The sequence below is a fragment of the Streptomyces sp. NPDC087263 genome, from assembly GCF_044744645.1.
Taxonomy (GTDB): domain Bacteria; phylum Actinomycetota; class Actinomycetes; order Streptomycetales; family Streptomycetaceae; genus Streptomyces.
In genome coordinates, this window is the sequence record NZ_JBIUYT010000011.1 from 65,911 (window position 1) to 91,139 (window position 25,229).

Annotated in this window: 23 protein-coding genes and 2 tRNA genes; 17 read left to right on the top strand and 8 right to left on the bottom strand. The window is 70.9% G+C overall.

Annotated features, from left to right (window positions below; all coding sequences use genetic code 11):
- Positions 1-7: 7 nt before the first annotated feature.
- On the bottom strand, positions 8-793 hold the full coding sequence (locus ACIPC1_RS31510; protein ID WP_402523525.1) for a spermidine synthase: 786 nt from the start codon (positions 791-793) through the stop codon (positions 8-10).
- 286 nt (positions 794-1,079) lie between these two features.
- The gene (locus tag ACIPC1_RS31515; RefSeq protein WP_384376125.1) at positions 1,080-1,517 is read right to left on the bottom strand and encodes a hypothetical protein; all 438 of its coding nucleotides are present in this window, start codon (positions 1,515-1,517) and stop codon (positions 1,080-1,082) included.
- 310 nt (positions 1,518-1,827) lie between these two features.
- Here ACIPC1_RS31515 and ACIPC1_RS31520 point away from each other — a divergent pair, with 310 nt between their 5' ends.
- A complete protein-coding gene (locus ACIPC1_RS31520; protein WP_402523111.1) occupies positions 1,828-3,366 on the top strand; it encodes a hypothetical protein in 1,539 nt (512 codons plus the stop codon).
- Between the two features lie 35 nt (positions 3,367-3,401).
- On the opposite strand, the gene ACIPC1_RS31525 is transcribed toward ACIPC1_RS31520, so the two are convergent.
- On the bottom strand, positions 3,402-3,998 hold the full coding sequence (locus tag ACIPC1_RS31525) for a histidine phosphatase family protein (protein ID WP_384375878.1): 597 nt from the start codon (positions 3,996-3,998) through the stop codon (positions 3,402-3,404).
- Positions 3,999-4,329: 331 nt separating this feature from the next.
- On the opposite strand from ACIPC1_RS31525, the gene ACIPC1_RS31530 reads away from it, so the two are divergent.
- The 7 genes from ACIPC1_RS31530 to ACIPC1_RS31560 all read left to right on the top strand — a co-directional run bounded on the left by ACIPC1_RS31530 (position 4,330) and on the right by ACIPC1_RS31560 (position 10,898).
- Positions 4,330-5,379: a phosphatase PAP2 family protein gene (locus tag ACIPC1_RS31530; protein ID WP_402523114.1), complete on the top strand. Its 1,050-nt coding sequence runs from the start codon at positions 4,330-4,332 to the stop codon at positions 5,377-5,379.
- Complete coding sequence (locus tag ACIPC1_RS31535) at positions 5,330-6,490, top strand: hypothetical protein (RefSeq protein WP_402523527.1); 1,161 nt, start codon at positions 5,330-5,332, stop codon at positions 6,488-6,490. The genes ACIPC1_RS31530 and ACIPC1_RS31535 overlap by 50 nt, the downstream gene beginning before the upstream one ends.
- Positions 6,481-8,076 (top strand): hypothetical protein, encoded by a 1,596-nt coding sequence (locus tag ACIPC1_RS31540; protein WP_402523116.1) that lies wholly within the window; start codon positions 6,481-6,483, stop codon positions 8,074-8,076. The genes ACIPC1_RS31535 and ACIPC1_RS31540 overlap by 10 nt, the downstream gene beginning before the upstream one ends.
- Complete coding sequence (locus tag ACIPC1_RS31545; RefSeq protein WP_402523119.1) at positions 8,073-9,419, top strand: AAA domain-containing protein; 1,347 nt, start codon at positions 8,073-8,075, stop codon at positions 9,417-9,419. Before ACIPC1_RS31540 ends, ACIPC1_RS31545 begins: the two co-directional genes overlap by 4 nt.
- A gap of 200 nt (positions 9,420-9,619) precedes the next feature.
- Complete coding sequence (locus tag ACIPC1_RS31550) at positions 9,620-10,009, top strand: hypothetical protein (protein ID WP_402523121.1); 390 nt, start codon at positions 9,620-9,622, stop codon at positions 10,007-10,009.
- A 222-nt stretch (positions 10,010-10,231) separates the two neighbouring features.
- On the top strand, positions 10,232-10,834 hold the full coding sequence (locus ACIPC1_RS31555) for a bifunctional DNA primase/polymerase (protein ID WP_402523124.1): 603 nt from the start codon (positions 10,232-10,234) through the stop codon (positions 10,832-10,834).
- Positions 10,825-10,898 (top strand) — tRNA-Lys (locus tag ACIPC1_RS31560). The genes ACIPC1_RS31555 and ACIPC1_RS31560 overlap by 10 nt, the downstream gene beginning before the upstream one ends.
- A gap of 141 nt (positions 10,899-11,039) precedes the next feature.
- Here the strand turns inward: ACIPC1_RS31560 and ACIPC1_RS31565 are convergent.
- Positions 11,040-12,377, bottom strand: a complete 1,338-nt coding sequence (locus ACIPC1_RS31565) for a M6 family metalloprotease domain-containing protein (RefSeq protein WP_402523126.1) — start codon at positions 12,375-12,377, stop codon at positions 11,040-11,042.
- A gap of 353 nt (positions 12,378-12,730) precedes the next feature.
- On the opposite strand from ACIPC1_RS31565, the gene ACIPC1_RS31570 reads away from it, so the two are divergent.
- Positions 12,731-14,707: a putative bifunctional diguanylate cyclase/phosphodiesterase gene (locus tag ACIPC1_RS31570; RefSeq protein ID WP_402523128.1), complete on the top strand. Its 1,977-nt coding sequence runs from the start codon at positions 12,731-12,733 to the stop codon at positions 14,705-14,707.
- Positions 14,708-14,716: 9 nt separating this feature from the next.
- Here ACIPC1_RS31570 and ACIPC1_RS31575 read toward each other — a convergent pair whose 3' ends face one another.
- The 3 genes from ACIPC1_RS31575 to ACIPC1_RS31585 all read right to left on the bottom strand — a co-directional run bounded on the left by ACIPC1_RS31575 (position 14,717) and on the right by ACIPC1_RS31585 (position 17,601).
- Positions 14,717-15,781 carry an LLM class flavin-dependent oxidoreductase gene (locus ACIPC1_RS31575; RefSeq protein ID WP_402523529.1) on the bottom strand — a complete coding sequence of 355 codons (1,065 nt, stop codon included), beginning with the start codon at positions 15,779-15,781 and terminating at the stop codon, positions 14,717-14,719.
- Positions 15,782-16,087: 306 nt separating this feature from the next.
- Positions 16,088-16,819, bottom strand: coding sequence for an aspartate/glutamate racemase family protein (locus ACIPC1_RS31580; RefSeq protein ID WP_402523130.1), 732 nt, complete (start codon positions 16,817-16,819; stop codon positions 16,088-16,090).
- Positions 16,816-17,601: an aspartate/glutamate racemase family protein gene (locus ACIPC1_RS31585; RefSeq protein ID WP_402523132.1), complete on the bottom strand. Its 786-nt coding sequence runs from the start codon at positions 17,599-17,601 to the stop codon at positions 16,816-16,818. The genes ACIPC1_RS31580 and ACIPC1_RS31585 overlap by 4 nt, the downstream gene beginning before the upstream one ends.
- 260 nt (positions 17,602-17,861) lie before the next feature.
- On the opposite strand from ACIPC1_RS31585, the gene ACIPC1_RS31590 reads away from it, so the two are divergent.
- Together ACIPC1_RS31590 and ACIPC1_RS31595 are read left to right on the top strand one after the other, a co-directional pair.
- A complete protein-coding gene (locus tag ACIPC1_RS31590; protein WP_402523134.1) occupies positions 17,862-18,809 on the top strand; it encodes a D-2-hydroxyacid dehydrogenase in 948 nt (315 codons plus the stop codon).
- Positions 18,810-18,854: 45 nt separating this feature from the next.
- Complete coding sequence (locus tag ACIPC1_RS31595) at positions 18,855-20,258, top strand: amidase (protein WP_402523136.1); 1,404 nt, start codon at positions 18,855-18,857, stop codon at positions 20,256-20,258.
- Here the strand turns inward: ACIPC1_RS31595 and ACIPC1_RS31600 are convergent.
- Positions 20,255-20,767, bottom strand: a complete 513-nt coding sequence (locus ACIPC1_RS31600) for a DUF3830 family protein (RefSeq protein WP_384375841.1) — start codon at positions 20,765-20,767, stop codon at positions 20,255-20,257. The genes ACIPC1_RS31595 and ACIPC1_RS31600 overlap by 4 nt on opposite strands.
- Before the next feature lie 107 nt (positions 20,768-20,874).
- Between ACIPC1_RS31600 and ehuB the strand changes: the two genes are divergently transcribed.
- The 6 genes from ehuB (at position 20,875) to ACIPC1_RS31630 (ending at position 25,128) form a co-directional block, all read left to right on the top strand.
- Positions 20,875-21,798, top strand: a complete 924-nt coding sequence (gene ehuB, locus ACIPC1_RS31605; protein ID WP_402523140.1) for an ectoine/hydroxyectoine ABC transporter substrate-binding protein EhuB — start codon at positions 20,875-20,877, stop codon at positions 21,796-21,798.
- Positions 21,795-22,514 (top strand): ectoine/hydroxyectoine ABC transporter permease subunit EhuC, encoded by a 720-nt coding sequence (gene ehuC, locus ACIPC1_RS31610; protein ID WP_402523143.1) that lies wholly within the window; start codon positions 21,795-21,797, stop codon positions 22,512-22,514. Before ehuB ends, ehuC begins: the two co-directional genes overlap by 4 nt.
- Entirely contained in the window at positions 22,511-23,161 is a 651-nt protein-coding gene (gene ehuD, locus ACIPC1_RS31615; RefSeq protein WP_402523145.1) for an ectoine/hydroxyectoine ABC transporter permease subunit EhuD, read from the top strand. The genes ehuC and ehuD overlap by 4 nt, the downstream gene beginning before the upstream one ends.
- Positions 23,151-23,972, top strand: a complete 822-nt coding sequence (ehuA, locus tag ACIPC1_RS31620; RefSeq protein WP_402523148.1) for an ectoine/hydroxyectoine ABC transporter ATP-binding protein EhuA — start codon at positions 23,151-23,153, stop codon at positions 23,970-23,972. Before ehuD ends, ehuA begins: the two co-directional genes overlap by 11 nt.
- 225 nt (positions 23,973-24,197) lie before the next feature.
- Positions 24,198-24,956 (top strand): IclR family transcriptional regulator, encoded by a 759-nt coding sequence (locus ACIPC1_RS31625; protein WP_402523150.1) that lies wholly within the window; start codon positions 24,198-24,200, stop codon positions 24,954-24,956.
- A gap of 98 nt (positions 24,957-25,054) precedes the next feature.
- Positions 25,055-25,128, top strand: a tRNA-Lys gene (locus ACIPC1_RS31630).
- Positions 25,129-25,229 lie beyond the last annotated feature (101 nt).

The window sequence follows — 25,229 nt, forward strand, 5'->3', positions numbered from 1 at the left end:
GGGCGGCTCAGCGGAAGACCGATGGCGGTGGCGCGGGTGAGGCCACCGCCGCCGCGTCCGTGACCGGTATCGCTCCCCCGGTGAAGTCGGCGAGATCCTTGCCGTGTTCGACTCGTCCGGGGTGCGGGTCCGAGGCCGCCCGACGGGTCAGTTCGGCCAGCGGGAGCGGCCGGGCGGAGCCGACGAGGACGGCGTTGCCGAAGCGTTTGCCGCGCAGCACCGTCGGGTCGGCGATCAGCGCCAGTTCGGGGAAGACCGCCGCGGCGGTGGCGATCTGGCCGCGCAGATGCGCGAGCGGCGGGCCGTCGGCGAGGTTGGCGGCGTACAGGCCCCCGGGTTTGACGGCCCTGCGGACGTCGGTGAGGAATTCGACCGAGGTGAGGTGGGCCGGCGTGCGTGCCCCGCTGAACACGTCCGCGATCACCAGGTCTGCCCAGCCGTCCGGCACCTTCGCGAGTCCGTCACGGGCGTCCAGGGAGCGCACCCGGATGCGGGCGCCGGGATCCAACGGCAGCTCGCGGCGGACCAGTTGGACGAGAGTGGCGTCGCGTTCGATGACCTGCTGGGTGGAGCGGGGGCGGGTCGCGGCGGTGTAGCGGGCGAGGGTGAGGGCGCCGCCGCCGAGGTGCACGGCGTGCACGGGCTTGCCGGGCGGGGCGACCAGGTCGATGACGTGGCCGAGGCGGCGCTGGTACTCGAAGTTCAGATACCTGGGGTCGTCGAGGTCGACGTGCGACTGCGGGGCGCCGTCGATCAGCAGGGTCCAGGCGCGCGCCCGGTCCCGGTCGGGCATCAGCTCGGCGAGCCCGCCGTCGACCGCCTCGACGACGGCTTCGGCCGCGGCCGCCTGCCCGCGCCGCGAGCCGCGCACGGCGTCACGACCCGCGTCCCGACCCGCGTCGCGCCCGTCGTCGGACCGCTTGTTCCTCGCCCTTGCCATCCCGCCATTATCGGGGCGCAAGGGCGGGTCGGCTCAGCGGCGGATTCGGTGGCGGGTTCAGCGGCGGATTCGGTGGCGGGTTCAGCGGCAGATTCGGTGGCGGGTCAGCGACGGATTCAGTGGCGGCCCTTTGGGCGCCTCAGCGGCAGTTGTCCGCCGCCTCGATCAGCCGCGCCGCCTCTCCGAGCGCCGCTCGCAGTACCGCCGGGTCGGTCGCGAGGTCCGCGTCGCCCGGCGGAAGGAGCCAGTCCGAGCCCTCGACCGGGGGCTCGGGGGCTAGTCTCAGGCCGCGGCCGTTGGTGTGCGTACAGGTGCTGCCCGGCATGTCCCAGGCGTCCGCGGTGCCGGGCGGCACCAGGAAGCCGAGGGTGTCGCAGCCGTCGTCGTGCAGTACGGGTCCGACGGCGTCGCCCGAGCCACGGCGCAGGATGTCGACCGCCTCCAGGCCCTGCCGCGTGGGCACCGTCACCAGGTCGCAGTCGGCGACCGGTTCCGGTGGAGCGCTGGACTCCGGCGACGGCCGGTGCTGCGCGGTCGACAGCGGCGTTCGGAACTCGGTGGTCTGCCTGGTCTCCATCCCGGCCTCCAACACGGAACCCCTCCTCCTGACGAGTGGGTCGGGAGTTCGGGTGGGGCTCCCGGTCCACAGAGTTCAACGCGCCAGAACGTCAACGGCTACGGCGTAACACCGCCGCAAAGGATGGCAGTTCATGGCAGATCGTGGATGAGATATCCGGTTTGTAGCCAAACCCAGCGTAGGGGGACCGTCACAGCAGGTACGTTCTTGCTCCGCCGGACGCAGGGCGCCCAAAGGGCACAACCCAGGTAACTCGCCTTGAATCCGGCACGGTTCGACGGTTCGACGGTTCGCAAGAGAGGGCCCGACCATGGCGTCGTCAACGGTGACCTCGTCCCAGCCCCCCAGGCCATCGCGGCCGAACCTCGCCTTCCGGCGGCTGCGCGCACAGCGCTCGCCCGGCGAGTTCGCCGCGGCGGTTCGGCGGGCCGCGCGTGAGATCGGCGAGCGGGTCAGCTGCGACGCGCGCTATATCGGGCGCGTCGAGGCGGGCGAGATCCGGTGTCCCAACTACGCGTACGAGCGGGTGTTCCTGCACATGTTCCCCGGCCGCACGCTCACCGACCTGGGCTTCGCGCCCCGCTCATCGGTACGCGGACGCGGAGCGCGCGACACCGACGATGCGCCCCCTCCGCACCCTGCACGCCCTTCGCACGCCTCAGCTGAGACGGAGGGGGCGCGCGAGACGTATGAGACGTACGAAGCGCAAGACCGGCCGTATGAAGCGCAAGACCTTCGATACGACCCGCATGACCCGCACGATCGGTGCCACTCGTACGACCCGCACGATCCGTACGAGAACCACGAACAGAACCACGAGGAGAGCGACGTGCAGCGTCGCGCATTCATGACGGGAGGCACCGCCACCGTGGCGGCTGCCTCACTGATGCCCTTCGGGGTCGCGTTCGGCTCCCCCGCCGCGGCCGCGGACCGGCGTGTCCACCGGGCGGGCACGTCCGAGGCCGGCGCCCTCGAAGAGGCCGTACGCAAGATCCGGCTGCTCGACGACCGGCACGGGGCCGACGGTCTTTACCGGCGGGCCGCGGCGCCGCTGCGGACGGCGTACGAGTTGCTCGACGCCGGCACCACCCGGCAGGCGACCGCCGACCGGCTGTACGCGGGCGCGGGTGAACTGGCCATCTCGGTGGGGTGGCTGGCGCACGACTCCGGGCGCTTCGACGACGCGCGCTCGCACTACGCGGAGGCGCTCGCGACCTCGCGGATGTCCGGCGACCCTGCTCTGGAGGCGCACGCCTTCTGCAACACGGCGTTCCTCGCGCGCGACGCGGGGCGCCCGCGCGAGGCCGTGCGGGCGGCGCAGGCGGCGCAGCGGGCAGCGCGCCCGCTGGGCTCCCCGCGGCTGCTGTCGCTGCTCGCGCTGCGTGAGGCGGGCGGCTGGGCGGGGCTCACCGACCGGGCGGGGTGCGAGCAGGCGCTGGCGCGTGCGCAGGCCCTCTACGAGCGGGGTCCTTCGGATACGGATCCCGAGTGGATGACCTTCTACGGAGAGGCCGAACTGGAGGGTCTGGAGGCGCAGTGCTGGTCGACACTGGGCGACTGGCCCCGCGCTGCCCGGCACGCACACCGGGCCGCGGCCCTTCAGGACCCGCATTTCGCCCGCAACCTGGCCCTGTACACCGCCGAACTCGCCGACGACCTCGCCCGCGGTGGCCGCCCCGACGAGGCCGCCGTCGCGGGACTGCGTGTCCTGGACCTTCTGAACGAGGTCCAGTCCTCGCGCATCCAGACCATGCTGGCGGGAACGGCGCGGGTGCTCCTGCCGCACCGGAGGGCGTCGGGCGTCGGGGCGTTCCTGGACCGGCACGCGTCGCTGCCGCGATCGGCGTGAGGACGGTCGCCGGCGCCGAGAATGAGCCGCTGTGATTACGCGGTCAGATGGCCGCAGTCGTTCCACGACTCGATCGCCGGCTCGCCATAGGCCCACCCGAGCATCGACAGCGAGGTCGGATTGAGGCGGACGCGGGCCGCGAAGTCGATCGGGAGGCCCAGCCAGCGGGCTCCTATGGAGCGCAGGATGTGGCCGTGGGCGAAGATCAGCACGTCGCGGTCGGCGGCGCGGGCCCAGGCGACGACCTCGTCCGCGCGCGCGGAGACCTGTTCCCGGGTCTCGCCCTCGGGGACGCCGTCACGCCAGATGAGCCAGCCCGGCCGGACCGCCTGGATCTCGGCCGGGGTCATGCCCTCGTACGCGCCGTAGTCCCACTCCATGAGCGTGTCCCAGGTGGTCGCGCGGTCCCCGAACCCGGCGAGTTCGCACGTCTCACGCGCGCGTGCCAGCGGACTGGTGCGCACCTCCACCCCGTCCAGCCCGTCGAAGGGCGCCCGGTGCAGCCGCTCGCCGAGCAGCTTGGCGCCGCGCCTGCCCTCTTCCAGGAGCGGGACGTCGGTCCTGCCGGTGTGCTTGCCGGACAGCGACCATGCCGTCTGTCCATGCCGGGCCAGCAGGATGCGCGATGCCATGGAGAGATGCCTTTCCGATGGGTGTGGGGAGGGATTGTTCGGGTGTAGGGAGAGAGTTGTTCGGGTGTGGGGAGAGGGTCTTTCAGGTGTGCTGGGTGGGTCGTCAAGGTGTGCGGGATCGGTCATTCCCATCATCGCGCACCCCCTCGCCGGGCAACCCGCGGGGAGATCTCTGCGTCTTTGACGACCGAGGGCCCCCGTTCGGGGAGTTCACATACACCGTAAAATCGAATGTGGCCACGGATCTTCGTGTGCAGACTGTGCAGACCTCGCTGTCGGCGGACCGTGCAGACTGTCGGGTCACCGCAAGCAGATGGGGGAGGGCGATTGGATGCCGCAGACCGATGCACCGCGCGCCGAGGCGGTACCACGCGCCCGGCTTCGCCGGTGGACGGAGCTGCGTACCTCCGGGGGATCGCAGGCCCGGCTCCGCTGGTGGACCGAGCTCCCGCTGATCCTGATGGTGTACGCGTGTTACTCGGCGGGCCGGCTGCTCGCCCGGGGCAATGAGGCGGGCGCGGTCGACCACGGCCTGGAGATCCTGCGCATCGAGAAGGCGCTCCGGCTGAACGCCGAGCACCCGCTGAACCGCCTGTTCACCCGCGAGGCCTGGCTCGGCATACCCGCCGACTTCTGGTACGCGTCCCTGCACTACCTGGTCACGCCCGCGATCCTGATCTGGCTCTTCCGGTCCCGCGCCGTGCGTTACCGCGCGGCCCGCACCTGGCTCATGACCTCCACGTTCATCGGCCTGATCGGCTTCACGCTGCTGCCCACCTGCCCGCCCCGGCTGCTCGACGCGAGCCATGGCTTCGTCGACACGATGGCGCAGTACAGCGACTACGGCTGGTGGGCCGGCGACGCGAGCGCCCCGCGCGGCCTGGGCGGCATGACGAACCAGTACGCGGCGATGCCGAGCCTGCACGTGGGCTGGGCGCTGTGGTGCGGAGTGATGTTGTGGAAGTACGGCCGCACGCCGGTGGCCAAGGCCGCGGCCGTCGCGTATCCGCTGATCACCACGATCGTCGTGATGGGCACCGCGAACCACTACTTCCTCGACGCGGTCGCGGGCGCCGCGGTGATGGGGGCGGGGCTGCTGTTGACCCCCTTCATGCTGCGGGTCGCCGACCGCGCGAGGACGACACTGGGCGCGCGTTTCGCACAGGTCGTGGGCGTGCCTTTCACCAAGGTCCCCGGCGCCCTGATCGCACGGGCCTCGGGCACCTCGCGCGGCGCAGGTTCCTCAATTGTCAGTGCGGGGTGCCAGACTTCCGCGGGTGAACGATTTCCCCGACAGCGCGAGTCCCGTACCGGGCCCGGAGCCGAGCCGGGTGCCGCCCCCACGGACGCGGGGGACGGCGCTGCGGCAGTGGCTCGCTGACCTGCGCGGCCCGGCAGTACCCCCCAAGGCGCTGGACGCGCGCGCCCTCGCGGCGCTCGCCGCCAACCCCGGGTGCGACCGGCGGGCTCTCCTGGACGGCGCGGGGGTCGACAAGGCGAAGCTGGCGGAAGGCCTGGGCTCGCCGTCCGCCTTCGGGCAGTCACAGTTCGCCTTCATGCGGGGCAACGCGTTCGAGGCCCGGGTCAAGGCCGACGGAGGCGCGGAGCTGCTCCGCCTCGTGCACGAGAAGCTGGACCCCGGTGCCGAGCCGCCCGCGTCGGGGCGCGTGCCCGACCTCTCGGCGGTCGGCCCCCAGGGGCGCGCGGCCCGTACGGCCCTCGCCCTGCGCGAGGCCACCGATGTCGGCGCCTGGACCCTGCTCGACCATCCCATGATCGCCCTCGACGTCGCCGGCTCCCCGGCCTTCCTGGAGCCCGACGCGGTGGTCGTGCACCCCGACGGCGGCTGGACCGTCGTCGAGATCAAGTCCTTCCCCATGCTGGACGGTTCGGCGGATCCGGCGAAGGTGGGCGCGGCCGCGCGCCAGTCCGCTGTGTACGTACTGGCGTTGGAGGAGGTGGCCGCCCAGCTGGACCCCGCTCCCGAGGTCCGCCACCGCATCCTTCTGGTCTGCCCCAAGGACTTCTCCAACCTTCCGACCGCGTCCGCCGTCGACGTCCGCAAGCAGCGCGCGGTCACCCGCCGCCAGCTCGCCCGCCTCACCCGGGTCGAGGACATCGCCGACGCCCTCCCCGAAGGCACCTGCTTCTCCCCCGACCTCTCCGCCGACGCCCTCACGGCCGCGGTCGAGTCCGTCCCTGCGACGTACGCCCCGGAGTGCCTGGCCGCCTGTGAGCTGGCCTTCCACTGCCGCGGCCGCTCCCGCGCGAAGGGCGCGGTGACGTCCTTGGGGCGCTCACTGCGGGCCGAGTTGGGCGGGCTGACGACGGTGGGTGACGTGCTGGCCGCGGCCCATGGGGAAGCCGGGGATCCGGCCGATCCGGCGGTCGCGGCGCTGCGCAGAGCGGCGGAGCTGCGGGCCGAGGTCCTTGGAGTACAGCCGTTGGAGCTTGGGCCCTCGGGAGTCCAGGAGGGCGCCGTATGTCGCTGATCGCCACGCTCGCCCGTCTCGAAGCCGTCGACAGCGGCCGGGCCCAGCCCACCGCCACCGTGCGGCACCGCCATCTCACCGAGCGGCCCCTCGTGTTCGTGCCGCTGATCACCGCCGGTGAGGCCGGGGCGCCGCTCGGGGCGCTCGTCGGGACCGAGCGGGACGCGCCACGGCTGCTCGTCGTACCGCAGCCACGGGACCGCGACCTGCGGTTCGCGTTCCTCGCCGAGCTCGCGGACGTCGTACTGCCGTACATCGACTCGTACGCGGACGTGGTGGAGGCCGCCGAGCGCAACGAGACCGATCCGGAGACTGGCAAGCGCGTCAAGGTCGAGGTCGAACTGTGCGCGGACGCACCGCAGTTGATCGTGCCGAGCCGGTCGGGTGTGGAGTTCGTACGACTCCTGGGGCGCTCCATGCGTTTCAGGCGCACCGCCGAGGAGGAGCCGGAGGCGCCCCATCCGGCGCCGCCCCGGGTGCCGTTGCTCGGGCGGTGGATGACGCACTACGGGGAGCGGGCCCGGGTGCCCGGATCCGCGCTGCTGCTCGCCCTCACCGACGTCCTGTCGCGGCACTGGGCCACCGGGCAGAGCAGTCTTGAGGACCAGCACCTGGGAGCGCTGCTCGCCTGGATCGACCCGGCGGACGGCACGTCTGGCGCGGAGGCGGCGCTGCGGGCGGAGTTGCTGCGGGACTCCCGGGGGCAGCTCGTCTGTCCGCCCGCAGGACCCGCCACCGACCCGGCCTTCGACAACAGGCTGCTGGCCCCCGCCATCGAGCGCTACAGCCGGGCACGCACCGCACTCGCCGCCGCCGAGGACGGCATCGAGGCGGACGACCGGCTCGGTGACCTCGTCACCGCCGAGCGGGAGATCCACTCCCTCGTCGAGAGCGTCACGCGGCCCACCTGGGACGCCGTGTGGCGTGGCCTGGACCTGCTGCGGGAGCTGCCCGAGGGCAGCCACGCGGCCGACCGGTGGACCCGCGACCGCTGGTCGTTCACCGGTCACCGCGACCGGATCACCGCGGGCGAACCCCCGCAGCCGCGTCGCGACGACGCGGTCACCGCGGCCAACAAACTCGCCACACGCGAGCGTGAACAGGCCCGCCTGGAAGCCCAGGAGGCCCTGGACGACACCCTCGTCATGGCCGGACGGCGGCTCGACGGCGAGGCCTTCGCGGGCCAGGTCATCGATGTCGTCATGGCGTACAGCGAGGGCAAGCGGCCGAGCCCGCGCCCACTGGTCACGGTCCGGACGGACGACCGGCCGCATCTGGGGCAACGGGCGAAGGTGTACCGCTCGTTGGGCGGGAAACCGCAGGCGGCGGAGTTCGTCGCGGCCGAGGAGGACGGCGCCCTGATCGTCCTGCGCGTGGTCGACAAGATGGGGCGCGGCAAGGAGCCCGAGGCCGGGTCCGTGCCGGAGAAGGGGGACCTTGTCTGCTTCACGCTCTTCGAGCACGAGCAGCGCGGCGGGGCGAAGCTGCCCGACCCGGAGGAGACACCCTGGACGCACGGCGGGCCGCCGGGTGAGGCCGACGCCGCACCCCGTCCCGACCCGGTGACGGAGGAGGACGTCCTGTGACATCCCCGACGAGCACCGACTTCGATCCGGGCGCCGCCGCCACCCGGGCAACCGACGCGATCCTCCACGACACGCTGCACGGCACACATCGCGGAGTCGTGGTCGACTCCCCGCCCGGCGCGGGCAAGTCCACCCTGGTCGTCCGGGCCGCGCTCGAACTGGCCTCCGCGGGGCGCCCGTTGATGGTCATCGCGCAGACCAACGCCCAGGTCGACGACCTGGTGCTGCGGCTCGCCGAAAAGGATCCCGAGCTGCCCGTCGGGCGGCTGCACAACAGCGACCCCGACCCGTACGACAAGGCGCTCGACGGCCTGGCGAACGTACGCAAGTCCGCCAAGGCGGCCGATCTGGCGGGCCTCGACGTCGTCATCTCGACCGCCGCCAAGTGGGCGCATGTCAAGGGCGTCGAGCCGTGGCGGCACGCGATCGTCGACGAGGCCTACCAGATGCGTTCGGACGCGCTGCTGGCCGTCGCGGGGCTCTTCGAGCGGGCGCTGTTCGTGGGCGACCCGGGGCAGTTGGACCCGTTCGCGACCGTGGGATCCGAGCAGTGGGCGGGCCTGTCGTACGACCCGTCGGCGTCCGCCGTGACGACGCTGCTCGCCCACAATCCCGAACTGCCCCAGCACCGGCTGCCGGTGTCCTGGCGGCTGCCCGCGTCGGCGGCGCCGCTCGTCTCGGACGCGTTCTACCCGTACACGCCGTTCCGCAGCGGTACGGGCCACGACGACCGGCGGCTCGACTTCGGAGTCCCGTCGGACGGTTCGGGTCCTGACCGGGTCATCGACGAGGCGGCGGAGGCGGGTTGGGGGCTCCTGGAGCTGCCGGCCCGGCACACACCTCGTACGGATCCCGAAGCGGTACGGGCCGTGGCCCAGGTCGTACGCCGACTCCTGGACCGGGGTGGGGCGGCCACGTCGGAGCGGTCCGCCGAGCCGGTGCCGCTGACCGCAGAGCGGATCGCCGTCGGCACGGCCCACCGGGACCAGGCCGCCGCGGTGCGGGCCGCGCTGGCCGAGCTCGGCGTCGCGGACGTCACCGTCGACACGGCGAACCGGCTTCAGGGGCGGGAGTTCGATGTGACGGTGGTCCTGCATCCGCTCTCCGGGCGGCCGGACGCGACGGCGTTCCATCTGGAGACGGGCCGGTTGTGCGTGCTCGCGTCCCGGCACCGGCACGCGTGCATCGTGGTGTGCCGGGCGGGGGTGACGGACCTGCTGGACGACCATCCGTCCACGGAACCGGTTCAGCTGGGCGTCACGGTCAAGTTTCCCGATGGTTGGGAGGCGAACCATTCGGTGCTGTCCCATCTGGGCGAGCATCGGGTGGCTTGGCGGCCGTAGCTCACGCTTGGTGGGGAGCGGCAGCTCCCGCCCGGTGGGCGCCCGCAACCGCCCGGTTCGCGCCCGGTGGGCGCCCGCAGCTCCCGCCCGGTGGGCAACCCCGGTTCGCTGGTTCCCCGGGCCCTCTTGCGCCGCCGGGGGACAATAGACGGTGGCCCGCTCGCAAGGCGTGCCTGAGAACCGTACGAGGAGGAGAAGACATGGCGGAGCCCACGCCGCGTCAGAACGAACCGCGGCTACGCCCCGCGCCCCTGCTCTTCGAGCCGGCGGAGGCCGCCGGCGATCCGGAGCATTTCTTCGACCTGGAGTCGATAGACGATCCGCAGGCGCTGCTGGCGCGGGCGACGGAGCTGACTCAGGCGTTTCGCGCCGCGGCTGACCGGGCCGTCGAGTTCCAGGCGGTCGCCGCCGCGCAGTTGGCCGATCCGCGGCGCTTCGACCGGCTCACGGCGGCCGCGGTCGCGGAGCGGGCCGAGTGGACCGAGGACTACGCGAAGAAGATGATCGAGTTCGGCCGCGATCTGCTTCGGGGGGTGGAGGGCAGCGGGCGGGCGCATGGGCTTGGGCACGGGGTGGGGGACCACGCGTGATGCCGGGGGCGCCTGGGGTGGGGTGGGGTTTTTCGCCCCCTCCGCCCCTACCCGTCCCCGTCCCTTGGGTCCTGGGGCTGTCGCCCTCAGGCCCCCGCTGTCGCGCTGACGCGCTCGTCCTCAAACGCCGGATGGGCTGAAATACCGCATCCGACCCTCTCCTGTCCCGGTTTCCGGCAACTCTCGGAGACCGCATGCTCACCGCCGGTAGATGTTGTTGCCATGAGCACACAGAATCCGGTGGGCGAGTTCGACGTCTCGGGTGTCACGTCCGAGGGAGTCGCCTGGCTCGCCTCAGCAGGAACGTACCCACGCAGCACGCTCGCGCTCTGGGAGGAACGACCGAGCGCCCCGGTCGTGCTGCCCTGCGGGAGCACCTTCGACGTCGTGAACGTCCCGGCGGTCTTCGGGCGGTGGATGCTCGACCGGCTGTGGGACGAGGGGCCGGGCTCGGGCCCGGTGGCCGCCTACCGGGGGCGGATGCTGCTGTTCGCCGCGCCCGGTACGGCACAGCGACTGCCCTCGCTTCTCGAATGGGAGGAGTCGGGCTCCCGGAGCGAGGGGATTCCACCCCTGCTCTGCCACGGCATCGGCGACGCGGTCACGGTCCCCGCGCCGAGTACCCACGACTCCGGCGATCCGAGCCCCTCCTGCCGCCTGGAATCCCGCTGGCTCGTCGCCCCCGACACCCGGCATCCCTGGCTCCCGGGCCCCGAGATCCTGCTGTGGGCAACCGTACGGGCAGCCCGCGCGGCAGTGCGGATATCGATTTTTCCTCCCCAGGACTTGGATGCTAAGGTCTACGACGTCAGCAGGCGCCGCTAGCTCAGTTGGTTAGAGCAGCTGACTCTTAATCAGCGGGTCCGGGGTTCGAGTCCCTGGCGGCGCACGCTAGCGATGGCGAGATGGTTCGCGGAATACGCGAACGGTCTCGCCATCGTTGTTTCTGCGCGGCTTCGCCGCGCGTTGTGGGGGCTTCGCCACCCGCACCTCCGCCGAGGTCGGCCACGGTGACCGCCCGCTCGAAAGCTCACCCGGTCGTGATCTTGACCGTCCACGCCCCCGAAGCCGTCCGGTCCTCCACCTCGATCCGTACGTTCTCGCCGGGCACCGTGAAAGTCTCCCCGAGTCCCACCGGGGCGTCCGCGAGCGGCGGGTAGACCGAGTCCGCCCAGCAGGACTCGGAGCGGGGGTGCGCGTCGAGGACCTCGATGGGGCCGCGGCCGGACTGGGCCTCACTGCGGACGCGGTAGACGAGGACGCCCTGCGTGCACGTCGACCCGTCGTTGCCCGCCGAGCCGCGCGCCTCGAAGGCGAGCACACTGCCGGGCCCCGTACGAACCACGGCCAGTTTGGTGCCCCGACCGGAACCGAAGGCCCGCGCGCCGGAGGTGCTGGAGCCGGCAGAGTCGCCGAGAGCTCCCGCCGCGCCGACCTTCGCCGGCCCCGCCCCCAACGGCTCCAGCGTCAGCCGCGTACTCCCCCGGCCACGCACGCACGCGACCTGGCGCGGTTCCAGCCAGCCCAGCTTCCACTTGTGCCAGCCGAACAGGTCGGGGGCGAGGCCGAACTGGCTGCCCATGAGATCCCAGTCACCGACATAGGTGTCCCAGTCGCCCTTGCCGTCGACGGGGCGGTGGTAGAGGTCGGGGAGGTCGAAGACATGGCCCGTCTCGTGGGCGAGGACGAGACGGTCCGGCGGGTGCTTCTCGAAGACGGTGACGACCCGGCGGATGTCCTTGCCGTCGGCGCGCAGGGGGGTGTCGAGGTTGACGACCTTCGTCGCGTCCGAGTCGACACCCGGCGCATCCGGGTCGGCCACGAAGTAGACGATGCCGTAGCGCGAGAAGTCGACCTGCCGGTCGGCCACGGCGATCGCGTCGCGCAGATAGGCGGCGCGGTGTGCGGAGTTCCAGTCGCGCTGTATGGCGTACGCCGTGGAGGGGTGCGGCATCCGGATCCAGTCGCGCTGCGAGTGCGGGCGCACCGTGAACTTGCCGTACGAGGCGCGCTCGAAGAAGTGGCTGGTGGCCGGGAAGTAGTCGGCGGTCAGTTCGGCGGGCGTGGTCTGCGGCTCCGAGTCGGGGAAGGACAGGAAGACCATCACCGCGTCGAGGGCGCGGGTCGGGCGGGTGTAGGCGGCGTTCCAGGTGTCGAGGCCCTCCGAGTGGTGCGCCGCGGTCCGCTTCAGGGCGCACAGGTCCGAGCGGGGTTCGGCGAGCGCGGGACCCGGTAGCAGTGAGGTCGCGGCCAGCGCCGACATCGAGGTGAACACGGCCGCGGTGCTGCGCCAACGGGGCGCCCCGTCACGGGTGAAGACCCGCAGAACCTCACGGGTGAGCTCCTTCAGTGGGAGCGGACGCGGCACATCGACCTCCGGATGCGGATTTCGGAACACCGCACCCAGCCTGTGATGGTTCGTCACACTTTGCCCTGTTTGTCTACACCAGAAGGGTGAGAGGGCAGGAGAGGGCGACACCCCGAACACTCACGGAACGTCACATGCGATCGGAGGAGGAAGGAACCCGTCCAGATGCAGGCAGAAACGATCTGTCAGAACGGGTGGTTGTTCCGGGACACTGGACAGTGGCTGCGACTCCCCGGGGCCAGCCTCTATGATCGGCACACTTTCCTGCACGGACACGGCTTGTGCGGCCGCCCATCACCGGCCGACCACCCTAGAGACCCATACGAAGAACGAGTGCACTGCGGGAGCGAGCGGTGAGCGGAACGTCCGAAGGGCAGGCGCCCGCGGCAGACTTCGTCCGGTCGGCCGTCACAGAGCGTCACATCAACCATTCTCCCCGTACGCCCGCCGGGCCACCTCCCGGCCCCTCCGCATCACCCGGGACACCTCCCGTCGCATCCGTCCCCACCGAAACGTCTCCTGGCACACCTGCCCCCTCCGAGACGCCTGCCGTCGCATCCGACCCCTCCGAGACGCCTCCTGACGCGGCGTCATCCCGTGCCTTCCAGGCCGCGTTCGCCACCGCGCCCCTCGCGATGGCGGTCGTCGGCCGCGACGGCCTGGTCGTCACGGCGAACGAGTCGCTGGGCACGCTGCTCGGCAGCGACTCCGACGCCCTCGCCGGACAGATCGCCTCCGACCTGGTGGATCTGGCGTCCGACGCCCGCACCTGGCACGCGTACCGCGAGGTGCTGCGCGGCCGGCAGGCCAGGCTGCGCTGCACGCGTCGGCTCAAGCACCCCGACGGGCACTCGCTCTGGGTCCAGGTGACGGTCTCGCCGCTGCCCGCCCAGGAGCGGGCGGTGCTGCTCTCCGTCTCCGACATCAGCGCCCGGCGTGAACTCCAGGCCCGGCTACGGCACTTGCAGATGCACGACGCGGTGACCCGGCTGCCCAACCGCACCCTGTTCTTCGAGCGCCTGACGGCCGCGCTTGAGGCGGAGGCGTACGAGGAGGGCGGCACCGGCCGGATCGGGCTCTGCTATCTGGATCTGGACGGGTTCAAGGCGGTCAACGACACCCTCGGCCACCGGGTCGGGGACCGGCTCCTCGCCGCCGTCGCGGAACGCCTCACGCGCTGCGCGGAGGAGGCGGGCCACGCACGGGCGACCACTCCCCTGGTGGCGAGACTGGGAGGTGACGAGTTCGCGCTGCTCGTCGAGGACTCCACGGGAACGGAGCAGTTGGCCGACCTCGCCGAATCCGTCCTCAAGTCACTGCAGGCGCCCTTCGACCTCTCCGGCCAGCGGCTCTCCGTCTCCGCGTCCATCGGTGTCGTCGAACGCCGGGCCGCCGGGACCTCGGCGACCGGGCTGATGCAGGCCGCGGACACCACGCTGTACTGGGCGAAGGCGGACGGCAAGGGCCGCTGGACCCTCTTCGACCCGGAACGCAACGCGCACCGGATGACTCGCCAGGCCCTCTCCTCCACCCTCCGCGCCGCCGTCGAGCGCGGTGAATTCACCCTGGAGTACCAGCCGTTGGTGGGCATGGAGGACGGCAGCGTGCGCGGAGTCGAGGCGCTCGTCCGCTGGAACCACCCCCAGTTCGGAATGCTCACGCCGAATCGGTTCATCGGACTGGCCGAGGAGGACGGCTCGATCGTGCAGCTCGGCCGCTGGGTCCTCGCCACCGCCTGCCGACAGGCCCGCCGTTGGCAGTTGGACCACCCGGACGCCGCAGCGATCTTCGTCAGTGTGAATGTGGCGGTGCGTCAGGTCTGGGACTCCGACCTGGTCGCGGACGTGGCGGAGATCCTGGCGGAGACCGGACTCCCGCCGCAACTCCTCCAGTTGGAGCTCACCGAGTCCGCGGTGATGGGCTCGGCGGGCCGTCCCCTCCAGGCCCTGCAGGCCCTCAGCGACATGGGCGTACGCATCGCCATCGACGACTTCGGCACCGGGTACTCGAACCTGGCGTACCTCAGCCGGCTCCCGGTGTCGGTGCTCAAGCTGGACGGCGCCTTCGTACGGGGCTTCCAGTACGAGAGCCGCGACGGCACCGACGCCCACCCCAACCCCGCCGACGAGGTCATCGTCGAGGCCCTCATCCAACTCGCCCACCGGCTCGGTCTGACGGTCACCGCCGAATGTGTGGAAACCGCCTCCCAGGCCTCCCGCCTGCGCGGTATCGGCTGCGACACCGGGCAGGGGTGGCTGTACTCACGGCCGGTGGCGCCGGATCGTATCTCCGCGCTGCTGGAGGCGGCGGCGACCTGCGGTCAGGTCTGAGCAGCGGGTTCAGGCTCCCGGCAACCCGTAGGCGTCCGCGATCAGTTCGTACGAGCGCAGCCGTACGTCACCGGTGTGGGCGTGGGACGTGAGCATCAACTCGTCCGCGCCCGTGCGCTTCTGGAGGTCGTCGAGGCCGGCGCGGACCTCGTCGGCGGTGCCGTGGATGACGTTGGCGTTCCAGGAGGCGATGAAATCCCGCTCCATGGGGCTGAATTCGTAGGCCGCGGCCTCTTCAGGCGTCGGGACCAGGCCGGGGCGGCCGGTGCGCAGGCGGACCATGTTCAGTGCGGCGGCGAGCACCTGCCGACGGGCTTCCTGCTCGTCGTCCGTGGCGAGGGCGGAGACGCCGATGAGCGCGTACGGGGCGTCCAGGACGGCGCTCGGGCGGAAGGACTCGCGGTAGAGGTCCAGCGCCGGGATCGTGTTCTGGGCCGAGAAGTGGTGCGCGAAGGCGAAGGGGAGGCCGAGGGTTCCGGCCAGCCGGGCGCTGAAGCCGGAGGAGCCGAGGAGCCAGATCACGGGGCGGTGCGGGGACTGGACTCCGCCGGGGGAGGTCGACTGGATCGGGCCCGGGACCGCGTGGATGCGGGCGTAGGGGTGGCCGGAGGGGAAGCTGTCGTCCAGGAAGCGGATCAGCTCCGCGAGCTGTTCGGGGAAGTCGTCGGCGCCTTCGTGCAGGCGCTCGGTGCGGCGGAGGGCCGCGGCGGTCGCGCCGTCCGTGCCGGGGGCCCTGCCCAGGCCCAGGTCCACTCGGCCCGGGGCCATCGCCTCCAGGGTGCCGAACTGTTCCGCGATGACCAAGGGGGCGTGGTTGGGGAGCATGACGCCGCCCGAGCCGAGGCGGATGCGGGTCGTGTGGGCTGCCAGGTGGGCGAGGATCACGGCGGGGGACGAGGATGCCACGCCCGGCATGGAGTGGTGTTCGGCCACCCAGTAGCGGTGGTAGCCGCGGGATTCCGCGAGGCGGGAGATCTTGACGCTGGTCTGGAGGGCTTCGGTCGCTGTGTGGCCCGCGCCGACTGTGACCAGGTCCAGTACGGAGAGGGGGACCGGGGCGGTGCCCTGTGCCATGCCGCGGATCTCGTCCGTCTCGTTCACCGGGGGTGCCTCCTGTTTTCGTACGTTGCGTCGTCCGCGGTTTACGAACAGGAGGGTGTCTCCGTTTATTCCCGGGCGGCCCGGGTGGGTGCTGGGGTGGAGCTGTTTTCGCCCCCCTCCGCCCCTACCCGTCCCGTACCTGGGGGCTGCGCCCCCAGACCCCCGCTGTCGGCCTGAGCGGCCTCGTCCTCAAACGCCGGACGGGTTGAACCCCGTGGAGCGGGGTCTGGGGCGGAGGGGGCGAGAACAAGGGGCAAAGGGGGCGAAAAAACCCACCCCTCACACCTGCACCCGCCGCTCCCTCGTGAACAGTTCCCCCAGCTCGGGCGCGTTCACGCGGCGGTCGGTCAGGCGTAGGGCCTCCCAGACGGTGACCTGGTTCGCGGTGAGGACGGGTTTGCCGAGTTCCTTCTCCAGGGCCGGGAGGAAGGACGCGGTGTGGAGGGCCGTGTCGGGGAGGAGGATCGCGTCCGCGTCGGGGTGGTCGGCGGCGCGGGCGAGGGCGAGGGTCTCGGCCTCGCCCCAGGTGCCGACCTCCGCGGCGGTGACGATCCCGGAGGCGCGCACCGCGACCACATCGACCCCGGCGTCCTTCAGGAACGCGGCGAAGAGCGCGGTCACGTCGTCGGGATAGGTCGCCGCGATCGCGACCCGCCGAACCCCCAGCTCCGGCACCGCGTGCGCGAAGGCGAACGACGTGGAGGAGGCAGGCAGCCCTGCCGCTCGCGCGAGGGCGCGGACCTGCTCGTGGGCGCCCTCCCAGCCGTACACGAAGCTGCCGCTGGTGCAGGCCCACACCACCGCCTCGGCGCCCGACAGGCGCAGCTCCTCGATGCCCGCCACGAGCCGGTCCTGCGAGCCCATTTCCAGGAGCGCGTCCACGCGGTGCGCGTCCTCGCCGATGTCGGTGTGGACGAGGGAGAGCCGGATGTCGCTGCCGAGCAGCTGCTCCATGCGCGGGTAGTCGTCCTCGGCCGAATGGCCCGGGTAGAGGAATCCCAGTGTGGTCATGCCCAACCTTCCTGCGGGTTCTGTTCCGGCAGTACGGGCCCCCTACGAGCTGATTCGTCCAGCAGCGCCTGATAGGGGCCCACGGCTCGGGTACCCAGATGCCGCAGGGCTGCCCACATCGTGACCTGGTTGGCCGAGATCACCGGGATCCGCAGTTCGGCCTCCAGCTGGGGGATGACGTCGTACGTCGGAAGGTTGGTGCAGCTGATGAAGAGCGCGTCGGCGGAGTCCCGGACGCTTGCGCGGGCCATGTCGACCACCTCGCGGTACGGGACCTTCCAGATATGGCTGGTCAGGCCCATGTAGGCGCGGCCGGTGACGATGATGCCCGCTTCCGCGAGGTACTCCTCCAGGGACTGGGTGACCGAGACGGTGTAGGGGGTGACGAGCGCGATACGGCGGGCGCCCAGCTCGTCCAGCGCTTCGAGCAGGGCGCCCGAGGTGGTGAGCGAGGGGACCGCGCCGGCCCGTGTCATCGCCTCGCACATCGCCCGCTCGCCCGCGACACCGCCGACGAAACTGCCCGAGGTGCACGCGTAAGCGATGATCTCGGGCGCGACCGCGTTCAGCGCGCGCACCGCGTCGCCGAGCGTCTCGTGCTCGGAGACCAGGCGGGCCAGGTCGAGGCTGACCTCGACCGGCACGAACGGGGTACGGGTCAGGTGCAGCGAGACATCGTCCGGGACCCAGCGCCACAGCTCGCGGTCGAGGGCGAAATCGAAGGGGGCTACGACGCCGACGCCGCGTTGCGGAAGGGGTCCGCCGAGAAAGGAGACGTCCATGGCAGGCACCGGCCTCACAAAGGGAAACGGGTGAGCAACGGACCATGAGCGGGTCCGTGTTGACGAAGGTAGGTTCGGGTGCGAGCGTGGTCAATCCGCGCATCTCAGACGGCTACGGCCCACCTTCACTCTTGGCGAGGCAACTCCTCAGCAAAGCAACTCCTCAGCAAAGCGCCTTCACGGAGAAGCAGGAGAAGCTCCTCCGCGGAGGAGCACCCCTTCAGAGAAGCGGACCCGTATTGCGAAACGGTTTCCCGACGATGCCCGATACGACTCTGCTTGTCCTCGACGCCGAACCGCTCCCCCGCCTCGGCAAGCTCACCGGGCGGGTGCGGATCGAGCACGCCGACGCGTCCACGCTGGCCGACCGACTGCCAGCGGCCGATGTGCTGCTCGTCTGGGACTTCAGCTCGCACGCCGTGCGCCATGCCTGGCCCGGTGCAGGTCCACGGCCGCGCTGGGTGCACACCGCGAGCGCCGGGGTCGACCATCTGATGTGCCCCGAACTCGCCGCGTCCGACACCGTGGTGACCAACGCGCGCGGAGTCTTCGACCAGCCGATCGCGGAGTACGTCGCCGCACTGGTCCTCGCGATGGCCAAGGACCTGCCGAGTACCTGGGACCTGCAACGGCGGCGGGAGTGGCGGCACCGGGAGTCGCAGCGGGTGGCGGGCACCCGCGCGTGCGTGGTGGGTTCCGGTCCGATCGGGCGGGCGATCGTCAAGTCCCTCAAGGCACTTGGCATCACCACGGCTCTGGTGGGGCGCACCCCGCGCACCGGTATCCACGGACCCGATGAGCTGGACCGGCTGATGGCGCGCGCCGACTGGGTGGTCTCCGCGGCGCCGCTCACCGAGGCCACGCACGGCATGTTCGACGCGCGGCGCTTCGGGATGATGCAGCCGTCGGCCCGGTTCATCAACGTCGGACGCGGGCAACTCGTCGTCGAGGACGCACTCGTCGAGGCGCTGTCGAAGCGGTGGATCGCCGGGGCCGCACTGGATGTCTTCCAGCACGAACCGCTTGGTCCGGAGAGCCCGTTGTGGGAGGTGCCCGGGCTGATCGTGTCGCCCCACATGAGCGGGGACACGATCGGCTGGCGTGATGAACTCGGCACCCAGTTCGTGGAGTTGTTCGAGCGCTGGGAGGCGGGGAAGCCCTTGGCGAACGTCGTCGACAAGAAGCGCGGGTACGTACCCGGTCACTGAACTCCCGTCCCCACCCACCCTGCTGTACTCCCTTTGGAGGGGCCGATGTCGGAACTCACCGAGCTGACCGCCGTGCAACTCGTCGACGGCTATCGCAAGGGCGAATTCAGCCCCGTGGACGTCACCCGCGCGACCCTGGACCGGGCCGGTCGAATCCAGGCCGCGGTGAACGCGTTCGTCCGGCTCGACACGGACGAAGCGCTCGCACAGGCAGGGGAGTCGACGCAGCGGTGGCGGCGTGGTGAGCCCGCGGGCCTCCTCGACGGCGTCCCGGTCACGGTCAAGGACATCTTCCTGCTGCGCGGTGGCCCGACCCTGCGTGGCTCCAGGAACACGGATCCGCAGGGCAGTTGGGACGAGGACGCACCGTCCGTCGCCCGACTGCGCGAACACGGCGGCGTCTTCCTCGGCAGGACGACGACACCCGAGTTCGGCTGGAAGGGCGTCACGGACTCGCCGCTCTCCGGTGTGACACGCAATCCGTACGACGTCTCACGCACCGCGGGCGGCTCAAGCGGCGGGAGCGCGGCGGCCGTGGCGCTGGGCGCGGGCCCCCTGTCCCTCGGCACGGACGGGGGCGGCAGTGTCCGTATCCCGGCCGCCTTCTGTGGGATCTTCGCGCTGAAACCGACGTACGGCAGGGTGCCGCTGTATCCGGCGAGCGCGTTCGGGACGCTGGCGCATGTGGGGCCGTTGACCCGGGACGCCGCCGACGCCGCGCTGATGATGGATGTGATCAGCGGGCCCGACGCGCGTGACTGGTCGGCGCTCGGGCCGGTGAACGGCTCCTTCGTGGACGCGCTGGAGGGTGGGGTGCGGGGGCTGCGGGTCGCGTACTCGGCCTCGCTCGGCGGGCAGGTCGCGGTCCAGCCGGCCGTCGCGGCGGCGGTACGGCGGGCGGTGGAGCGGCTCGCGGGGCTCGGCGCCCATGTCTCGGAGGCCGACCCCGACTTCACCGATCCGGTGGACGCCTTCCACACGCTCTGGTTCTCCGGCGCGGCCCGCCTGACCCAGCATTTCGGGCCTCACCAGCGGGAGTTGCTCGATCCCGGCCTCCGTGAGATCCGCGATCTCGGCGCCCGCCACAACGCGCTGGAGTACCTCGCCGCGGTGGACGTCCGCATGGACCTGGGCCGGCGGATGGGCCTCTTCCACGAGTCGTACGACATCCTGGTCACGCCGACGCTCCCGCTGACCGCCTTCGAGGCGGGCGTCGAGGTCCCCGCCCGGTCGGGCCACCGCCGCTGGACGGGCTGGACCCCCTTCACGTACCCCTTCAACCTCACCCAGCAGCCCGCGGCGACGGTCCCGGTCGGCGTGGACGGCGACGGACTTCCGGTGGGCCTCCAGATCGTGGCCGCCCGCCACCGCGACGACCTCGTCCTGCGGACGGCGCACGCGCTGTACACGGCGGGCGCTGCGGGAGTCCCCGCTCCCGAACTCGCCTAACGCTCGGCCCGCCGGAAGCTGAGCGTCTCCCCCAGCGCCCCGGAGCGCCACAGGTCGTTGCAGGCCTCGGCCATCGCGTCGAGGCCCTCGGTCACCTGGCCCCAGACGATGCCCGGCACCCAGCCGACGTCGCCGTTGAGCAGCAGGTTGTTGCGCTCGTAGAAGAGGGCGAGGTCGACGACGGTGGTGCCGGGGCGTACGCCGGCTTCGTAGCCGTACGCCTTCGTGCCCAGCTCGGTACCCGCGAAGGCGAAATAGCACAAATCACCCGGTATGGGGGTGACTGTCGGGTTCTCCAGGGGTGGTTCGGCAGGTGCGAAGGGCGGGAACAGGGCGTAGATCTCGTTGCGCGCGTACTTCGCGTGGTAGACGTCGCCGCTCAGCGGGAGGGCGTCCCACACCGCGGCGCAGGTGATCGGCGCGCGGTCGTCGAGCAGTTTCGCCGTGCAGTGGACTCCCCGCTTGACCAGGGAGATTTCGATGTGCCGTGCGGTATCGCGATCGGTCATGCATTCCATGGTCCCGCCGCGGTCAAGGGGGCGTCCGGGACGCAGGGAGCCGTACGGGGCTGAAATCGATCCGCATAAGTCGTATCGACTCGGGTAGCCGCGCGGCCATGGCTCCACCACTTGGGAAAGACGCGAAGGACAGACAGGGACGAAGGCCGAGCCGGCGGGCTCTGCTCGCCGGTGCTTCCGCGATCGGTGCCGTCGGGGCGCTGGGCGCGGCCGGCTGCAGCCGGGTCGCCACGGCCTCCGGCGCGGGCGGCGGTGAGCTGCTCGACCGGCTGAGGGCGCAGGGTGTCGTACGGCTTGGTATCGCCGGTGAGATCCCGTTCGGCTACATCGACACGAACGGCGAGCTGACCGGTGAGGCGCCGGAGCTCGCGAAGGTCATCTTCAAGCGGCTGGGGGTGGATCGCGTCCAGCCGGTGCCGATCGAGTTCGGCTCGCTGATCCCCGGGCTGCAGGCGCAGACCTTCGATGTCGTGTCCGCCGGGATGTACATCAACCCCGAGCGCTGTGCGCAGGTCATCTTCTCCGACCCGGACTATCAGATGCTCGACGCGTTCATCGTGCGCAAGGGCAACCCGAAGAACCTGCACAACTACCAGGACGTCGTCGAGGCCGGGGCCAAGTTCGCGACCGGGACCGGTTACGCCGACATCCAGTTCGCCGTCGAGGCCGGGTACAAGGAGAGCGACATCCTGATCGTGCCGGATCAGGTCGCCGGGCTGAACGCCGTCGAGGCGGGCCGCGCCGACGTCTTCGCGGGGACCGCGCTGGCCGCGCGTGAAACGGTGAAGAAGTCCTCCAAGGCCGAGAGCACCAAGGCCTTCGCGCCGCTGGTGGGCGGCAAGCCGCACGTGGACGGCGGCGGCTTCGCGTTCCGGCCGGCCGAGACGAAGCTGCGGGACGCCTTCAACGTGGAGCTGAAGAAGCTGAAGGCCAGCGGTGAGTTGTTCCGCATCCTTCAGCCCTTCGGTTTCACCAAGGCCGAGATGACCGACATGACCGCGAAGGAGTTGTGCCGCGGATGACCTCGGGACTCTGGGAACTCGTACTCAAGGGAGTCTGGGTCACCGTCCAACTGCTGTTCTTCAGCGCCCTGTTGGCCGGTGCCGTCTCCTTCGTCGTGGGCATCGCGCGCACGCACCGGCGGTGGGTCGTCCGCTTCCTCGCGGGCTTCTACACCGAGGTGTTCCGCGGTACCTCCGCACTGATCATGATCTTCTGGGTGTACTTCGTGCTGCCGCTGGCCTTCGGCTGGCAGCTCGTGCCGATGTGGGCGGGCACGCTCGCGCTGGGGCTGACGTACGGGGCGTACGGCAGTGAGATCGTGCGCGGCGCGCTGAACGCGGTCGATCCCGCGCAACGCGAGGGCGGGGTCGCGCTCAGCTTCACGCCCTGGCAGCGGATGCGGCTGATCCTGCTGCCGCAGGCGATACCCGAGATGATCCCCTCCTTCTGCAATCTGCTGATCGAGCTCCTCAAGGGCACGGCCCTGGTCTCGATCATGGGGATGGGCGATCTGGCGTTCAGCGGCAACCTGGTGCGGCTGGCCCTGCAGGAGAGCGCGGAGATCTACTCGTACATCCTGCTGATCTATTTCGTGATCGCCTTCCTCCTCACCCGGATCATGCGCGGGCTGGAGAAGCGGCTGAAGGCCGGGATCGGGAAGGCGCCGGCACGTGGCGTGACCCGGCGTGAGCTGCGGCGGGCCGAGACCACCGGAGTCGGCGGAGGTGCCGTATGACCTGGGACTGGAGCGCTGTCGGCGACTTCATGCCGCACTTCTGGGACGGGCTGCTGGTCACCCTCCAGGCGCTGGCCCTCGGCTCGGTGATCTCCTTCGCGCTCGGGCTCGTGTGGGCGCTGCTGATGCGGACGCCGAGCAGGCTGGTGCGCTGGCCGGTCGGGGTCGTCACGGAGTTCGTCCGCAACACCCCGCTGCTGGTGCAGCTGTTCTTCCTCTTCTACGTGCTGCCCGAGTGGGACATCACGTTCTCCGCACTGACCACGGGTGTCGTCGCGATCGGGCTGCACTACTCGACGTACACGATGCAGGTCTACCGGGCCGGTATCGAGGGCGTGCCCGCCGGCCAGTGGGAGGCGGCCACGGCGCTCAGCCTGCCCCTGGCGCGCACCTGGACGGCGGTGATCCTGCCGCAGGCCATCCGGCGGGTGGTCCCGGCCCTGGGCAACTACGTCATCTCGATGCTCAAGGACACGCCGCTGCTGATGGCGATCACGGTGCTGGACATGCTCGGTGAGGCGCGGCTGTTCTCGCAGCAGCACTTCCAGTTCACCGAGCCTCTGACGGTCATCGGTGTGGCCTTCATCCTCATCTCCTATCCGGCCTCCCTCCTCCTGCGAGCTTTGGAGCGACGTCTTGTCCGCTGACACGAATCCCATGAAAGAGACCGACCCCGTGGAAGAAACGCATTCCGTGGAAGCGGCGAATCCGGCGGTGGACGGCAGCGAGCTGATCCGTTTCGACCACGTCACCAAGCGCTTCGGGGACAACACCGTCCTCGACGGGCTGGACTTCTCCGTGGCCTCCGGCAAGCACGTCACGCTGATCGGGCCCTCCGGCTCCGGCAAGACGACGATCCTGCGGATGCTGATGACGCTGACCCAGCCGGACGAGGGCACGATCACGGTGGCCGGGGAGCGGCTCTTCCCGGCCGGGGAGAAGGAGATCCGCGAGGTCCGCAAGAAGATCGGGATGGTCTTCCAGCAGTTCAACCTGTTCCCGAACATGACGGTGGGCAGGAACATCACGGAGGCGCCCGTCACCGTCCTCGGGCTGTCCAAGGACGAGGCCGAGGCGCGCGCCCGCGAACTGCTCGACCTGGTCGGTCTCGCCGACAAGTGGGACGCGCACCCGGGTCAGCTGTCCGGCGGCCAGCAGCAGCGCGTCGCGATCGCGCGGGCGCTGGCGATGCGCCCGCAGGTGCTGCTGCTGGACGAGGTGACGTCCGCGCTCGACCCGGAACTGGTCGCAGGAGTCCTCGATGTCCTCCGTGACATCGCCCACACCACGGACATCACGATGCTCTGCGTGACCCACGAGATGAATTTCGCCCGGGACATCTCGGACCAGGTCCTTATGTTCGATTCCGGCCGTGTCATCGAGTCAGGTCCGCCGGAGAAGATCTTCAGCGATCCCGGCCAGGAAAGGACCCGGGAATTCCTCGGTGCGGTCCTCTGATTGCGGGGAGTGAGCACGATCGCGTACGGGAAGCCGCGAGGTCCAGGTCCTGGGGCATGCCCCAGGTGTCATGACGTGGGCATATGCCAGCGTGGCGCGTTCCTGCTGAGCGGGTGGGGGCGCGCCACCAATCTCGTCAACGGACGCTCACAGTAAGGGCTTTGACGGCTATCGTGGTGGAAGCTCAGCTGTCCGAAATACGGCCCAGAAAGCCAGGGGGAAACCGTGGCGCTGAAGCACGAGCCGACCGCGCCGTACCACTCGGCCCAGGACGCCCTCCGCGTTCTGGAGACGGTGTCACGGCACTCCACCGGTGTCCTCGACGCCGAGATCGCCCGCCGGACCGGACTCAGCGCTGACCGCCTGCCCGCACTGCTTCTGATGCTGCGCCGGGAGGGATACGTCGAGCAGCTCACCGACGGCGCGTACGTCAGCGGTGCCGCCCTCGACCGCCTCACTTCCGCCCACGGCCGCGACCAGGCTCTGCGCGAGCAGCTCCAGCGGACCATGGACAGGCTGCGCGACACGGTCGGCGCCGCGATCTACCTCAGCCGGTACGTCGACGGTGAGATCCACATCACCCAGTACGCCGACGGCCCGGCGACCCCCGCGGTCAACGAGTGGGTCGATTTCCGTTCCTCCGCCCACGCCACCGCGATCGGCAAGAGCCTGCTCGGCCAGCTCGACCACGACGGCCGCCGCGACCATCTCTCCCGCCACAGGATGGCCCGCCTCACCTCGCGCACCATCACGAACGAACGGCAGCTGCTGTCCCGGCTCGGCGCCCAGCCGCCCACGGTCCCGGTCCTGGACCTCCAGGAATACGCGATCGGCACGGTCTGCGCGGCGGTCCCCATCACGGCGGGCTCCTCCGTCGGCTGCCTCGCCCTGTCGCTGCCCGTCGAGCACGCGCACCGGCTCCGCCAGGCGGCGGACTCGCTGAACCGCGGGGCGGCCCCGGTGCTCCTTTCCATGGCTCTCTAGCGCGGCGTTCCCCGGTCAGAGGGTGGTCCGGAGCACCCGCGCGGACCAGGTAGTATTTCTTTTGTCGCCGCCCGCCGAGCGCGGGAGGCGAGAGTCATGCGCCGCTAGCTCAGTTGGTTAGAGCAGCTGACTCTTAATCAGCGGGTCCGGGGTTCGAGTCCCTGGCGGCGCACAACTGATGAAGGCCCTCCACGATGTGGGGGGCCTTTCACGCATGTCCGGCATCTGCCGGGTGCGGACTCAATCAGCTGTCCTCAGTCCGCTGTTCTCAGT

Excerpts from the sequence above, each read along its gene's own strand:
- ACIPC1_RS31520 (WP_402523111.1), top strand. The coding sequence starts at position 1,828 with ATGGCGTCGTCAACGGTGACCTCGTCCCAGCCCCCCAGGCCATCGCGG.
- ehuC (WP_402523143.1), top strand. The coding sequence starts at position 21,795 with ATGACCTCGGGACTCTGGGAACTCGTACTCAAGGGAGTCTGGGTCACC.
- ACIPC1_RS31555 (WP_402523124.1), top strand. The coding sequence starts at position 10,232 with ATGAGCACACAGAATCCGGTGGGCGAGTTCGACGTCTCGGGTGTCACG.
- ACIPC1_RS31600 (WP_384375841.1), bottom strand. The coding sequence starts at position 20,767 with ATGACCGATCGCGATACCGCACGGCACATCGAAATCTCCCTGGTCAAG.
- ACIPC1_RS31550 (WP_402523121.1), top strand. The coding sequence starts at position 9,620 with ATGGCGGAGCCCACGCCGCGTCAGAACGAACCGCGGCTACGCCCCGCG.
- ACIPC1_RS31590 (WP_402523134.1), top strand. The coding sequence starts at position 17,862 with ATGCCCGATACGACTCTGCTTGTCCTCGACGCCGAACCGCTCCCCCGC.
- ACIPC1_RS31540 (WP_402523116.1), top strand. The coding sequence starts at position 6,481 with ATGTCGCTGATCGCCACGCTCGCCCGTCTCGAAGCCGTCGACAGCGGC.
- ACIPC1_RS31595 (WP_402523136.1), top strand. The coding sequence starts at position 18,855 with ATGTCGGAACTCACCGAGCTGACCGCCGTGCAACTCGTCGACGGCTAT.
- ehuB (WP_402523140.1), top strand. The coding sequence starts at position 20,875 with ATGGCTCCACCACTTGGGAAAGACGCGAAGGACAGACAGGGACGAAGG.
- ACIPC1_RS31530 (WP_402523114.1), top strand. The coding sequence starts at position 4,330 with ATGCCGCAGACCGATGCACCGCGCGCCGAGGCGGTACCACGCGCCCGG.
- ACIPC1_RS31580 (WP_402523130.1), bottom strand. The coding sequence starts at position 16,819 with ATGACCACACTGGGATTCCTCTACCCGGGCCATTCGGCCGAGGACGAC.
- ACIPC1_RS31585 (WP_402523132.1), bottom strand. The coding sequence starts at position 17,601 with ATGGACGTCTCCTTTCTCGGCGGACCCCTTCCGCAACGCGGCGTCGGC.
- ehuD (WP_402523145.1), top strand. The coding sequence starts at position 22,511 with ATGACCTGGGACTGGAGCGCTGTCGGCGACTTCATGCCGCACTTCTGG.
- ACIPC1_RS31575 (WP_402523529.1), bottom strand. The coding sequence starts at position 15,781 with ATGGCACAGGGCACCGCCCCGGTCCCCCTCTCCGTACTGGACCTGGTC.
- ACIPC1_RS31525 (WP_384375878.1), bottom strand. The coding sequence starts at position 3,998 with ATGGCATCGCGCATCCTGCTGGCCCGGCATGGACAGACGGCATGGTCG.
- ACIPC1_RS31510 (WP_402523525.1), bottom strand. The coding sequence starts at position 793 with ATGCCCGACCGGGACCGGGCGCGCGCCTGGACCCTGCTGATCGACGGC.
- ACIPC1_RS31515 (WP_384376125.1), bottom strand. The coding sequence starts at position 1,517 with ATGGAGACCAGGCAGACCACCGAGTTCCGAACGCCGCTGTCGACCGCG.